Below are 13448 nucleotides of genomic sequence, written 5' to 3' on the forward strand. Positions count from 1 at the left end.
GAGAGCCAGAACAGATTGTGTGAAGTGCTCCCACAGGTAACACGCCACACGAATATATTTTCCGTTGGGCGATGCCGAGTCCCGTCCCAACACGCAGAAAATCTTTCCAAAAATCATTTTTTATAAAAAAAGCTCCCCGGGAGGAAGAAAATCTCTCCGAGAAGCGATTACCTATCACGGTCAACACGCGAATTCAATATCAACTGTGGCATGAATGCTTATACAACCTCGTCCAACAGGCTGATCTGAAGCGCGTCGAGATGTTCGCGAGTGCGTGCGAAAGGGCAGTCAGCAGAGTTCTAAGGAATAAACCCGTCGTATAGAATGGGGATCCGCTTATAACAACGACACGGAGATGTCATGCCCATCGTCACCACGAAACACCAACAGGAGCTTTCGGATGTCCGCCAAATCGCAGGCGATAAGCAAGAACGTGATGTGGCGTTTTATCTACGCCGTGCTTTTAAGGACAGTGATGATATCTATGTCTTTAACGACTACGCGTTTAGCTATGATGATGAACGTGCGCAGATCGACCATCTGATCGTTCACAAGTACGGCTTTCTGATTCTCGAGTCCAAAAGCATTTATGGTGAGGTGAAGGTCAACGGTGCGGGTGAGTGGGCACGCAGCTATAACGGCAACTGGGCCGGCATTCCGTCCCCGATCAGACAGGCTGAGCTGCAACAAAAACTACTGAAAAAAATGCTCGTTGAGAACGCGGCTGATTTCCTGGGTAAAATCTTGGGTCTTCAACAGAACGTCGGCGGCCGTAAATGGGAGGCTTTGTGTGTGGTCTCCAACACCTGCATTTTGCATCGCGAAGACATCCCGGCGGATATCAACAAGCGAATCATCAAAAGTGAGGCGGTCGCCGATGCGGTTGACAAAATCGGCGGTAAAGGACGGCTTAAAGCCTTTATCGAAACCAGCCCGGCGTTTTCGGCTGACGAGTTGCGCAGCATAGCGGACTATCTGCTCACGAGGGCATCCCTTGCAGCCGCGCCGGATCCAGAGCCTTCCGCCGCCGCTCCGGCATCGACCCCGGTAGCAGAGCCTGTCACTGAGGTGAGAGAGCCTACCACGAAGCCAGCGCCAGTCGCTGAACCAGCACCTTCGGCCCAAATCAGCTGCAAAAAATGTGGCGAGGCCCAGCGTCTTACCGGTTCCTACGGAAAATATGGCTATTACGTGAAGTGCGAGGCGTGCGGTGCCAACACCTCCATGCGTCAGCCTTGCATCCGCTGCGGTAGCAAGGACGTCAAAGTCATGAAGAAGCGGCAGGAGTATTGGGCAACCTGTTCCTGTTCCGATCCTTATCTGCTGTTTACTCAGCCACGCTCGAGCTAGACCGGATGACCGGGCCGGGCCGGGCCTCGGGCGCGGCCACTTAACCGGCTGCTCCCAGTCCTTTTCAGCATGGCCTATCTCTTGGCGACTTAGCACAAGCCCGAAAAGGTCAAGACGATAAGAAACCTCACACCCCGTAACCCGGCAGAAGCCGCAGGCGTTTGCCCGGAAAAACACACCTGCGACTCGGACTCAACAACACCCTGTAGTACACTGATTTCCAATCAGAATTGCGCGGGCGCCCCCATCTAATTGCTGGGCCGCATTAATAACCTAAAGCACGCGAACTCCATGGAACCCGAGTACCGAAACATCTATTTTGCCTTCCGAATAGTACTTCCGAAACTGGGGACCTTCGCATGGTATTCTCCGGAGAAGCGAAAGGAAAACCCATAGCAATGTTGGTTTACAGCTCTACAAAACAACAATTTATTGACGACGTACGCGCCAACGTCATTTCCGATATCATTACGAACGAAGTTGCTCGAAAAATGAATCGGAATTCACCTCGTGGTGAAATTGTTTCTTGGGAGAACTCTCTCCGATTCATGATGAGCGTTTTGTTAGATGAAGCCATCCCTCCCTCAGCTGGAGTGGCTGTTGAATACAATATCCCACTAACAAACCGTCGTGTTGACTTCATTCTTACCGGTAAAAACCATCAACGAAACGATGCCGCGGTCATCGTGGAGCTCAAGCAGTGGCAGTCTGTCGAAGTTACGAACAAAGATGCCATCGTGCGCACTCAGCTGGGTGGCGCGGTAAGGGAAACCAACCACCCATCGTATCAGGCATGGTCTTATGCAGCGCTAATCGAGGATTACAACGAAACGGTACGATCAGAGTCAATTAGCCTCTTACCCTGCGCCTATCTTCACAATATGAAGCAGGCAGATGCTATCAATGATCCTTTCTACGAAAATCACACCGAACGCGCTCCCGTCTTTATCTCTCCTGATGCACTGAAGCTCTCGAAGTTTTTAAGCCAACACATAAAATTTGGTGACAGTAACCACATCATGTATCGAATCGAGCATGGTGTAATCAAACCGAGCAAGAATCTTGCCGACGCGCTCGTATCAATGATGCAGGGTAATGCCGAGTTTCTGATGATTGACGAGCAGAAGCTGGTGTATGAAACCGCCATCGATCTCGCTCATAAAGCAACAGACCGTAACAAGCAATGCTTGGTGGTCAAGGGAGGGCCAGGAACCGGTAAGTCAGTGGTAGCAATAAATTTGTTGGTAGAGCTCACGAACCGTGGAATGATGACACAATATGTATCACGGAACTCAGCTCCGCGAGAGGTGTTTAAGAAAAAGCTAACAGGCACTCGCAAGAAGACCCATATCGACAACCTATTTAAAGGCTCGGGGAGCTACACCGATACCGAGCCAAATACCTTTCATGCACTGATCGTCGATGAAGCACACCGCCTCAATGAAAAGTCTGGCATGTACCAGAATCTCGGTGAAAGCCAGATCAAAGAGCTGATAAGTGCATCACGATTTTCGGTTTTCTTTATCGATGAAGCGCAACGCGTCACCTTAAAAGATGTCGGCACAGTAGAAGAGATCAAAAGAAGGGCACACGAGTGTGGAGCTGACATTCAGGAGCTTGAGCTTGCGTCACAGTTTCGCTGTAACGGATCAGATGGATACCTGGCTTGGCTTGATCACGCGCTCCAGATTCGCACTACAGCTAACACTGATCTAAACGACATAGACTACGACCTCCAGGTTTTTGATAACCCCTGTGCGATGCGCGAGGCTATTGTCGATAAAAACCGTAAGGTGCGTATTCCGGCGAAGATGAACAGTGATTCCGGACGAACGTGAACACCGGATTTCTCAACGCATCACGCCCCCGGATTATTAACCCAGCTGTTCATGGGGTTTGGGGAGCAATGGAACAGAAAGTGCACTTAAGCCCTACCACCTGCGCTCGGTGCCTACTTCCCAGGCATCGGCCTCGATGAAACAGTTGCGCATGTAGGCTTCCTGGCTAATCTCGGTGAGCAGGTCGTACACGGTCTTGTCCAGCTCGGTGTCGCTCCGATAAGGAATGGTCAGCTCGTAGTGGCCCGCTTCCGGTCGCGCACGAACTTGCTGCTGTTCACCACCGTGAGGCGCAGGGTGGCGGTGGCCACCCGCTCGGCAGCGTCCACTGTGTTGAGCTTCGCTTTGTCCTTTCGGTCGGCTGTCATTGGGGACTACCCTGTCCGATAGAGGATCATTAAACGGACGCTCTGCCGCCTGTTCTTTGGAGCGCGCCAATGCGGCATATGCCGTGTCTCATTTAGATGGTACTATATTTTTTTCAGTGAAGGGGCCTCTTGCGTTACAAATCACCCATGACACATACACTAATTGGTTACGCCCGCTGCTCAACCGACAAACAAGACCTCGCTGCACAGCAGGAAGCCCTATTGAAACTCGGCGTCGCGCCAGATCGCATCTACACTGATCGAGGCTTCACCGGCACGAACCGGGCAAGGCCCGGCCTCGACCAGGCGCTGGCGGCCGTGCGCAGTGGCGATACCTTCGTAGTTCCGAAGCTTGACCGGCTGGCGCGCTCTGTTCCTGATGCACGCGCAATCGGCGACAGCCTGGCCGAGCGCGGCGTGAGGCTACAAATCGGCGCCAGCGTTCATGATCCGAACGACCCGATGGGCAAGCTGTTCTTCAACATCCTCGCCACCTTTGCCGAGTTCGAGGCGGACCTCATCAAGCTCCGTACGCGCGAGGGGATGGCGATCGCCCGCGCCAAAGGGAAACTGCGCGGAAAGAAGCCGAAGCTGTCGGATCGCCAGCAAAAGGAATTGCGCCGCATGTACGACACTGGAAACTACTCGATCAGCGACCTGGCTGAGCTGTTTTCGATCTCACGACCGACGGTCTACCGGACGCTTGACCGTCAAGCTCGCGACACCGTGTAAAAGGTGACGTGCACTTCCAGAATCGCCTCTTACATAAAGCTGTACATAACCCAATTATTCTCCCCCCGACCGCCTTTTCCTTGCCAGCAGGTATGCGAGGTTCTTCAGCAAAGAGGCGCCCCGTGACGGGCACCCGGATTTCCGGGATCGACTCTTCATTTGTTTGAATGACGATATGGCCATGAATGGCGCCGAGACTGGCACGCCCAGGTAACAGCGACACGGTCAGCTGGTAGCGATCCCCTGCCGGGCCCCGCTCAGTGTCAATCTGAATGCTATCCAGGTCAGTACTGACGGCAATCTTGAAATCCGATGTTCCCTTGCGGTACACCATGAGAGTTTGCGACAACCGCTCAGCATTTGCCGCCTGTGTCACCACATCGAGGGGCAGGCGGCCCATGTCCAGGGTTTCTGGGAAGGTATAGACTCGATCGTGAACCAAGGTGTAAGCCGGGATCACCAAACGGCCGCCCATTGTGTCATCAGTCACCAGGTGGATCGGCTCCGCCAGTCGCCCGCCCGCTTCATCCCCCGTCAATGTCAGCACCAGCTGATAGTGCTGTCCCGGAGTCAACGTCTTCAGTTCGAGCGTAAACCGTTCGCTTTGGTGCTCGGCCCGCACAATAGTTAACGACGTTGCCTGATGATTGATAATGTCGAGCGTTGCCTGTCGCGGCGAGCCAAGGTCAGCAGCCACAAAGAATGCCGGCCGAGGCTGAAACTCGATCGGTGGTACGTTGAGGCCTAGACCACGCACAGGACATGTCAGTGAAAGCGGGAATCGACCCTAGTCTAACGCACGAGGTCATCGGCCTGACGCCTGGCTGAGCTATAGGTCACCTTGACAATTTGTTGGGCGCCTTTGCACTCGTTGCACCAAAACTACCGCGAACAGGCAAGCTGTCCCGGAAACAATGGCCACATCGGCGAGATTGAATGCGGGCCAATGCGCGTGCAGCCAATGAAAATCAAGGAAATCCACAACTTGGCCACGCAGCACGCGATCCGCGACATTGCCAAGCGCGCCCCCCAATACCAGGCTGTACCCTAGCGCTTCCAGGCGCGGCGGGCGTTGATACAGCGTGTGCATTAACCAGGCCGAGACTACCAGGCCCATCAGGATCAAGAAGCCGCGCTGCCAACCGCCCGCATCAGCCAAGAAGCTGAAGGCCGCGCCCGGATTCAGTACGTAAACGAGGTTGAAGAAAGACGTGATCTCGACTTGTTCGCCATAGGTAAAGGTGTGGACGATAGTCAGCTTTACCAGTTGGTCAGTCATCAAGACGAATATGGCCACCATATACCAAAATAAGGCCTGGCTACTGCGAATCGCTCGCCAGATCATGGTGGCGCATCCGCGCTCTCTTGAACCGCATTCGCTCATTGGTGTCCCTCAAGTCGCTCAACTGATGTCGCCTATCGCGATTCCCATCGCAGCTTTACAGACGATTGTTTTTATCTTCGTCGGCAAAGGGAAGGTTGGCTGCATCCTCAAACTTCTTTTTGTGTCCTGGAAGCAGCACCCAGATGAACAAAGCGATAAAGGTGATGAGCATGATGACAGGCAGATAGGGACCGTACACTTCGTAGTTCATGGTTAATTACCGCTTGTTGGTGTATTGGGAATGGGTTTTTCCGAGCGACTGGAGGTAAGCGACCAGCGCATCGATCTCGTACTTGCCATTCACCTGATCGGCAGCCTCTTCGATATGCTCGTCGGTGTAGGGCACGCCCATCTTGCGCATGACTGCCATCTTCTTGGCGGTATCGGCACCGCTGACGCGGTTGGTGAACAGCCAGGGGTAGGCCGGCATCTTGGACTTCGGCACCACATCACGCGGGTTGTACAGGTGCGCGCGGTGCCAGTCGTCGGAGTAGCGGCCGCCGACACGGTCGAGGTCTGGGCCGGTACGCTTGGAGCCCCAGAGGAACGGATGCTCCCAGACGTCCTCGTTGGCGGTGGAGTAGTGGCCGTAGCGCTCGGTTTCAGCACGGAACGGGCGGACCATCTGAGTGTGGCAGACAGTGCAGCCTTCCCTGATATAGATATCGCGGCCTTCCAGCTCCAGTGCCGAGTAGGGGCGCATGCCCTCGATCGGCTGGGTCGTCGAGCTGGCGAAAAACAATGGCACGATTTCCGCCAAGCCGCCGCCGCTGATCACGATAATGATCAGCAGCACCATCAGGCCGATGTTCTTCTCAATCACTTCGTGCTTGATCATGGCATCATTCCGATTGCCCTCAGGCTACCCGGGGAGCTGTATCAGCGACCGGCGCACGGCTACCTTTACGAACGGTCTGCCAAGTGTTGTAGGCCATCAGCAACATGCCGGTCAGGAAGAAGGCGCCGCCCATCCAACGGACGAAGTAACCCGGGTGGCTAGCCGCCAGGGCTTCGACGAAGCTGTAGGTCAGGGTGCCGTCTTCGTTGACGGCGCGCCACATCAGGCCCTGCAGGATGCCGTTCACCCACATCGCGCAGATGTAGAGCACGGTGCCGATGGTGGCGAGCCAGAAGTGGGCGTTGATCAGGCCCACGGAGTACATCTGGGTCTTGCCCCAGAGGCGCGGGATCATGTGATAAAGCGCGCCAATGCTGATCATGGCCACCCAGCCCAAGGCACCGGCATGTACGTGGCCGATGGTCCAGTCAGTATCATGGGACAGGGCGTTGACGGTCTTGATCGACATCATCGGGCCTTCGAAGGTGGACATGCCGTAGAAGGACAGCGACACCACCAGGAAGCGCAGGATCGGATCGGTGCGCAGCTTGTGCCAAGCACCTGACAGGGTCATCATGCCGTTGATCATGCCGCCCCAGGACGGCGCCAGCAGGATCAGCGACATCACCATGCCCACAGACTGGGTCCAGTCCGGCAGCGCGGAGTAGTGCAGATGATGCCCACCGGCCCAGACATAGGTGGCGATCAGGGCCCAGAAGTGGACGATGGACAGTCGGTAGGAGTAGATCGGACGCTCGGCCTGCTTCGGCACGAAGTAGTACATCATGCCGAGGAAACCGGCGGTCAGGAAGAAGCCGACGGCGTTATGGCCGTACCACCATTGCACCATGGCATCGACGGCACCCGGGTAGACTGAGTAGGACTTGAATGCCGAGACCGGAATCGCCAGGCTGTTGACGACATGCAACACGCCAACGGTAATGATGAACGCCATGAAGAACCAGTTGCCGACATAGATGTGCGAGGTCTTGCGCAGCTTGACGGTGCCGAGGAAGACGATGCCGTAGGCGATCCAGACCAGCGCGATCAGGATGTCGATCGGCCACTCGAGCTCGGCGTACTCCTTGGAGGTGGTCAGCCCCAGCGGCAGGGTGATGGCCGCGGCGACGATGACGGCCTGCCAACCCCAGAAGGTGAAGGAAGCGAGGGCATCAGAAAACAGCCGTACCTGACAGGTGCGTTGCACGATGTAGTAAGAGGTCGCAAACAGGGCGCAACCGCCGAAAGCGAAAATGACCGCATTGGTGTGCAACGGACGGATGCGTCCGTAGGTCAGCCAGGGCGTATCGAAATTCAGTGCCGGCCAGACCAACTGGGCGGCGATCAGGACACCGACGGCCATACCGACGATCCCCCACACCACCGTCATAATGGCGAACTGGCGGACCACCCTGTAGTTGTAAGTCGGATGTTCGGCTGCTGTATTCATGTCAGTCCTCCTCATTGCCGGCTAATCGATATTCGTACCGGCCCAGGCACTTTCGTATGCTTTTCCAAATGGCTGAATTGTCGCACCCGCTTAGCCCATCTCACTGTCCGCTAGCAGCGTCGGGAACAGGAAACGATAGGTTTGTAGCTTGTTGCGATCATCATCGTTCGGTTGCCTGTCCTTGGAGGCGATTTCGCGGCTGCTGCTCAGGGGGTCGACCGGTTGCCCGTCGAGGCGGACTTCATAGTGGAGATTGGGCCCCGTCGCCGTCCCACTGGCACCGACCCTGCCAATAACAGAGCCTGCGATCACTGATCGACCGGTGGCAAGTTCGGCCGCGAATCCAGCCAGGTGCGCATACCGTGTGATGGTGCCGTTGCCGTGGTCGATGTCGACCACGCGCCCGTAACCGCGTAGACGTCCCATAAAAGCGATGCGACCGGAGGACGTCGCTCTGACGGGGGTTCCGCGCGAGGCCGCATAGTCGACCCCGGTGTGCATGCGCATCGTGCCGAAGACCGGATGCAGGCGCTTGCCGAACACCGATGACAGACGCGCACCGGTCACCGGTTTGGCCAGGCGTCGAACCGGTTTGCCGTTCTGATAGATGAGCGCTGCCGTCGCCTCGTCGGCATCGAGCACGATTTCCAGTACCCTATCGGTCAGCTCGAGCCGGACATATCGCAACAGCTGATCGCCCATGCGCACGCCGTCCGGACTTTGCTGCTCACGCCACACCAGCGCGATCGGTTCGCCACCGCGCAGGTCTCTGTTGAAGGCGACGAGGTTACCAAGCATTTCCGGCAGATCGACGGCGAAACGCTGCGGTGCATCCAGTTTCGCCAGGGTATCGTAGAGTGATCCGTCGATGCGTCCGATGGCCGTCCTGTCATAGTTCTCCAGTTCCGGCTCCAGCCGGCGCGCGGTAACGGTGTCGCTGAAGTCGATCGCGATTTTCGCGCCACCCTCGACCGTCATCTCGATGCGTTCGAGGCGCGGACTGGAGAACGGGTGCCAATAGAACCTCAGTGTCTGCCCGGGGCTCAGTTTCGTCACGTCATAGTGTGCCTCGATGGCGAGCGTCGCCTCGCGCCGGAGTTCCGGGGACAGCCCCGCCTGATCGAGCAGACTTTCCAGGGTGTCTCCGGCGCTAACGGTAAGGGTGTTGGTCGCCGGGGAGCCGTGGGTTTCCGCATCCGCAGGCACCTCCGATTGGGAGGCGAGTGCCTTTGTTGTCAGTGCGGCTGCAAGCAACAGTGGCAGCAGATGCGTTGCACCGGTATTTTTCCTGATGTTTGCCATATCGTTTGAAGCTGTGATTCCGTTGTCCTAACCGCCTGCGCGGTCATCAAGAGCTTTCCACCGCGTCCTGGACGAGTTTGAGCAATCCCTGGGGGCCGAAGTCGACCAGCGGCTTGCCATTGACGAAGAAGGTGGGGGTCTTGGTGATGTTGAGCGCTTGCAGGTCCTCGGCGTCCTGATCGAGTGTCGCCAGGATGCCAGGGCTATTCCGGTCGCGCTTGGCTTGTTCGGTATCGAGACCGGCTCCGGCGGCAGCTTCCCACGCCCGGTCCAGTTTCGGGCCCTCATGCAGTGCCCAGGCTGGCTGGGCATCCAGCAAGGCTTCCAGCACAGGCTCGAATACGTTCTGTAACCGCGCAGCCTCGAGGATCTTAACCGCTTCATCCGAGCCCTTGTGCAAAGCGGCATAGCGCAGCACGACGCGAACCTGGCCGGGGAAACGCCACATGATCTGCTTCACGAAAGGATAAAAAGCGCGGCAGGCCTCGCAGGAGGGGTCGAAGAACTCGACGATGGTCACAGGTGCATGCTCTGGCCCCAGAATCGGGGAGTGAGGGCGCAGGAGCAAGTCGCCGCTGGCTTCGGTAGCCACCAACTCGGACCGCCGCTTATGGTTCATGATATAGGCGCCGCCAGCGAAGGCAACAGCGGCAAGCACGGCGGTGCCGGCGACGAGGGTGCGTCTTTTCATGATGTTGTCTTGAGTCTAATGTTGAATAGCAGGAAAAAAATGATCGCGAACGCCGCGAGTGACAAGAGCGGTAAGGGCAGCCCGCCTAGAATGGTCATATCGGCGCTGCTGCATGAGGGACCCTGCCCACAGGGCTGGATGGCTGCGGGGATAACCCCGAAAAACAGCAGGTTGTGCCAGAGCGCGACAGCAGCGCCCGCACCGGCCAAAGGCACGGCGTAGCGATGGACCGAGGGATCCTCTGTTGCGCAGGCAACGCCCAGAATAAGCGCCAACGGGAACATGGCGATCCGCTGATACCAGCACAACTGACAGGGCACCTGTCCCATGATCTCACCAATGAACAGGGCGCCGAGTGTCGCGGCGAGTGCAACCAGCCAGGCGATAAAAAGGCTGTTCCAGCTGTGCTGACCGACCGCCAGGCTGGGTGAATTCATATCGGGTCCTCCATTCCGTAGCCCAACTGGCGCCCACATCACGCAGACCGGTCACGCCCGGCCGATAAGGCCTGCAGGGGGCTCCTGGTCCTGTCAGTTCTGCGAAAAATCGCGATAAGGTTTCCGAGTATCGGCAACCTTCGCGGCCTGTGACCCGCCCCTTCGGGGGCACCCAGATCGAAAGGCGCCCGGCAAAGGACCACTGAGGTCAATCAAAGTTCCGATCATCGCCTCGAGTAGACTGAACTTCACTCTGCTGCCTGCCTGCAGTGTCCGAAGCGCAACAGTCTCAGAGCGTTCAGGGTCACCAACACCGTGGCGCCGGTATCGGCCAGTACCGCGATCCAGAGTCCGGTGATGCCGAGAATGCTGGTCACCAGGAACACCGCCTTGAGCCCCAGCGCCAGCGCCACGTTTTGACGGATGTTGACCATGGTGGCCCGGGCCAGGCGGATTTTGGCCACCACGTCATTGACGTAGTTTCGCAGCAGAGCGCCATCCGCCGTTTCCAGCGCAACGTCGGTACCGGAGCCCATGGCAATACCGACATGGGCCGTCGCCAGTGCCGGCGCGTCGTTGATGCCATCACCCACCATCATAACCGGCCCCTGGGCGGCGATCTCGCGGATAGCGCCGACCTTGTCATCCGGCAGCAGCCCGGCGCGGAAGTCCAGTCCTAGGGTATCGGCGATGGCCTGCGCCGTGCGCGCGTTGTCGCCGGTCAGCATGACCGGACGGACGCCCAGCCTCTTGAGCTGTCGTATCGCCTCGCCCGCATCCTGGCGCGGCTCATCCCGCAGTGCGATCAGGCCCAGCAGACTGTTCCCGCGAAACACCATCACCACCGTCTTGCCGGCGTTTTCCAGTGTGGCGACGGCGTTCTGGACCGCCTCGGTCATCAGGCCCCGTTCGGTAACGAAGCGGGTCGAGCCGACGCCGACCTCATGGCCGTCGATCTCGGCGGTCATGCCGCGGCCGGGCAGGGCCCGGGTGTTCGCCGCGGCCACGACCGGTATGCCGGCCGACCGGGCCTGTGCCAGGACGGCCTCGGCAAGCGGATGGGTGGAGCTTGCTTCGACCGCGACCGCCAGTCGCAACACCTCGGTGTCACTGGCACCCAGTGGCACAATGTCGGTTACCGTCGGACGGCCCTGGGTGAGGGTTCCGGTCTTGTCGAAGGCGATGTGGCGGATCTTGGCGATGGCTTCGATGACGACGCCGCCTTTCATCAGCAGGCCGCGTTTGGTGCCGGCGCAGAGCGCCGACGCAATGGAGGCCGGAACCGAGATCACCAGGGCACAGGGACAACCGATGAGCAGTAGTGCCAAGGCACGGTAGCTCCAGGTTTCCCAAGGCTGGCCGAACAGCAGAGGCGGCACCAGTGCGACCAGTACGGCGATGCCGACGATGAACGGCATGTAATAGCGGCTGAAGCGGTCGATAAACCGCTCCGTGGGCGATCGGCTGGCTTCCGCCTCCTCGACCAGCCGGATGATGCGGGCGATGGTGTTGTCCCGGGCTTCGCGGGTGACGCGCACGCGCAATGCGCTTTCGGTATTGATCGAGGCCGCGAACACCTGATCGCCGGGCCCCTTGGTCACCGGCACCGATTCGCCGGTCACGGGACTCTCGTCGATGCCGGAGGTGCCCTCGATAATCTCACCATCGACCGGGATCCGGTCGCCGGGACGCACCAGCACGACCTGCTGCACCTTCAGGCGGCTGACATCCACCTTTTGCGTGGTGCCGTCGATTTCCAGTAGTGCCGACGTCGGCATCAGCTTGGCCAGGGCCTGAATGCCGGCACGGGCGCGGTCGGCGGCGACGCCCTCCAGCGCTTCGCCTACGGCGAACAGGAACACGACCAGCGAGGCTTCCTCGACGGCCCCGATCACCAGGGCACCACCGGTGGCGATCGTCATCAGTGTTTCGATCGTAAACGGCATGCCAGCGCGCAGGGCCGCGAAGGCGCGTCGGGCGATCGGTGCGACGCCAATCAGGCTGGCCAGGGAAAAGGCCCAGAAAGCGGCGGTCTCGGAGACGGCCAGCTTCGTGGTCCAGGCCAGTGCCAGCAGCAATCCCGTCCCCAGTACAAAACGACCCTTCGCTGTCCGGTACCAGTGTCGCCCGCCTTCGGCAGAGGCGTGTCTGTGCTTGTGGGGCTCAGCGGGGCTTGCGGTTCCCGGTGTCTGTCGGGTATCCGCGTGGCAGCACGCGCGCTGCCGGCACGCCGCAGCCGGTTCAGCCCGGTCGGTCACGGCCGGGACCAGGCTGTAGCCCAGTTTTCTAACCGAAGCTTCGACCCTGTCGCGCGATGTTCGAGATTCCTCCAGTTGCAAGTTCAGCGTTTCGGAGATGACCGAGACTCTGACGTCGCTGACGCCCGGTAGCCGCTCCAGGGCATTGCGAATCTTGGCCGCGCAGCCGGCACAGTCCATGCCGCCGACGCTCCAGCAGAGTTCCGTGGTCGAGTCCGTACCGATGTCATTCATTCAATGTGCTCTCCCGACATAACAGGGCGCCGCCGTCGGACGCCCTTGTCACAGTATTCGCCTACACCCTAATATCTATAGCGACTATAGGTTCAAGGGCTTTTTTATGCTTTCAATTGGAGAACTGGCTCGGAAAACCGGCGTCAAGGTACCAACGGTGCGCTATTACGAGAAGATCGGCCTGTTACCGGAACCGGCGCGTAGCGCCGGGAATCAGAGGCTCTACCCCGCAACCATGATCGAGCGATTGGCATTCATCCATCACGCCCGCTTGCTGGGTTTTTCGCTCGACGCGATCCGCGATCTGCTGAGCCTGTCCGACCATCCGGAACAATCCTGCGGAGCCGCCGATGCGATCGCCCGCGCACAGCTGGAGTCGGTCGAAGGCCGGATCGAGCAACTGCAATCGCTGCGGCATGAGTTGCAACGCATGCTGATACAGTGCCAAAGCGGGCGAATCGCCGACTGCCGCGTGATCGAAGTCCTGAGCGATCATTCGCAATGCCTGAACGATCATCTAAAAGTGCAGTCAGGTGACATAAGCGACCATAGCTGACAAGACGGGA

General features: G+C 58.3%; 14 protein-coding genes. 4 read left to right on the forward strand and 10 right to left on the reverse strand.

The genetic code is table 11. The annotated features are described in order from the left end of the window. The first annotated feature begins 360 nt into the window (after positions 1-360). Complete coding sequence (locus G403_RS0102850; protein WP_051298450.1) at positions 361-1350, forward strand: nuclease-related domain-containing protein; 990 nt, start codon at positions 361-363, stop codon at positions 1348-1350. A gap of 359 nt (positions 1351-1709) precedes the next feature. Further along, a complete protein-coding gene (locus G403_RS21985) occupies positions 1710-3188 on the forward strand; it encodes a DNA/RNA helicase domain-containing protein (protein WP_245578186.1) in 1479 nt (492 codons plus the stop codon). A 93-nt stretch (positions 3189-3281) separates the two neighbouring features. Here the strand turns inward: G403_RS21985 and G403_RS21990 are convergent, their stop codons facing one another. Then, a complete protein-coding gene (locus tag G403_RS21990; RefSeq protein ID WP_245578187.1) occupies positions 3282-3626 on the reverse strand; it encodes a hypothetical protein in 345 nt (114 codons plus the stop codon). 77 nt (positions 3627-3703) lie between these two features. On the opposite strand from G403_RS21990, the gene G403_RS0102865 reads away from it, so the two are divergent. Further along, positions 3704-4288, forward strand: a complete 585-nt coding sequence (locus tag G403_RS0102865; protein WP_027852649.1) for a recombinase family protein — start codon at positions 3704-3706, stop codon at positions 4286-4288. On the opposite strand, the gene G403_RS25225 is transcribed toward G403_RS0102865, so the two are convergent. The 9 genes from G403_RS25225 to G403_RS0102905 form a co-directional block, all read right to left on the reverse strand. Beyond that, positions 4206-4985 carry a hypothetical protein gene (locus G403_RS25225; RefSeq protein WP_156899627.1) on the reverse strand — a complete coding sequence of 260 codons (780 nt, stop codon included), beginning with the start codon at positions 4983-4985 and terminating at the stop codon, positions 4206-4208. The genes G403_RS0102865 and G403_RS25225 overlap by 83 nt on opposite strands. Before the next feature lie 132 nt (positions 4986-5117). Continuing rightward, positions 5118-5633, reverse strand: a complete 516-nt coding sequence (gene lspA / locus G403_RS21995) for a signal peptidase II (protein WP_245578189.1) — start codon at positions 5631-5633, stop codon at positions 5118-5120. 94 nt (positions 5634-5727) lie between these two features. After that, positions 5728-5883, reverse strand: coding sequence for a cbb3-type cytochrome oxidase subunit 3 (locus tag G403_RS24795; RefSeq protein WP_084403905.1), 156 nt, complete (start codon positions 5881-5883; stop codon positions 5728-5730). Positions 5884-5889: 6 nt separating this feature from the next. Continuing rightward, a complete protein-coding gene (gene ccoO, locus G403_RS0102880) occupies positions 5890-6510 on the reverse strand; it encodes a cytochrome-c oxidase, cbb3-type subunit II (RefSeq protein WP_027852650.1) in 621 nt (206 codons plus the stop codon). Positions 6511-6529: 19 nt separating this feature from the next. Beyond that, positions 6530-7960: a cytochrome-c oxidase, cbb3-type subunit I gene (gene ccoN, locus G403_RS0102885; RefSeq protein ID WP_027852651.1), complete on the reverse strand. Its 1431-nt coding sequence runs from the start codon at positions 7958-7960 to the stop codon at positions 6530-6532. Between the two features lie 90 nt (positions 7961-8050). Further along, the gene (locus G403_RS22000) at positions 8051-9262 is read right to left on the reverse strand and encodes a M23 family metallopeptidase (RefSeq protein ID WP_051298452.1); all 1212 of its coding nucleotides are present in this window, start codon (positions 9260-9262) and stop codon (positions 8051-8053) included. A 46-nt stretch (positions 9263-9308) separates the two neighbouring features. Beyond that, positions 9309-9881, reverse strand: a complete 573-nt coding sequence (locus G403_RS0102895; protein ID WP_245578190.1) for a DsbA family protein — start codon at positions 9879-9881, stop codon at positions 9309-9311. 68 nt (positions 9882-9949) lie between these two features. Next, positions 9950-10390 (reverse strand): disulfide bond formation protein B, encoded by a 441-nt coding sequence (locus tag G403_RS0102900; RefSeq protein WP_027852653.1) that lies wholly within the window; start codon positions 10388-10390, stop codon positions 9950-9952. Positions 10391-10638: 248 nt separating this feature from the next. Next, a complete protein-coding gene (locus G403_RS0102905) occupies positions 10639-12882 on the reverse strand; it encodes a heavy metal translocating P-type ATPase (protein ID WP_027852654.1) in 2244 nt (747 codons plus the stop codon). 106 nt (positions 12883-12988) lie between these two features. On the opposite strand from G403_RS0102905, the gene G403_RS0102910 reads away from it, so the two are divergent. After that, on the forward strand, positions 12989-13438 hold the full coding sequence (locus tag G403_RS0102910) for a MerR family transcriptional regulator (RefSeq protein WP_027852655.1): 450 nt from the start codon (positions 12989-12991) through the stop codon (positions 13436-13438). The last annotated feature ends 10 nt before the right edge of the window (positions 13439-13448 follow it).

Source organism: Marinobacterium litorale DSM 23545, assembly GCF_000428985.1.
Taxonomy (GTDB): Bacteria; Pseudomonadota; Gammaproteobacteria; order Pseudomonadales; family Balneatricaceae; genus Marinobacterium_D; species Marinobacterium_D litorale.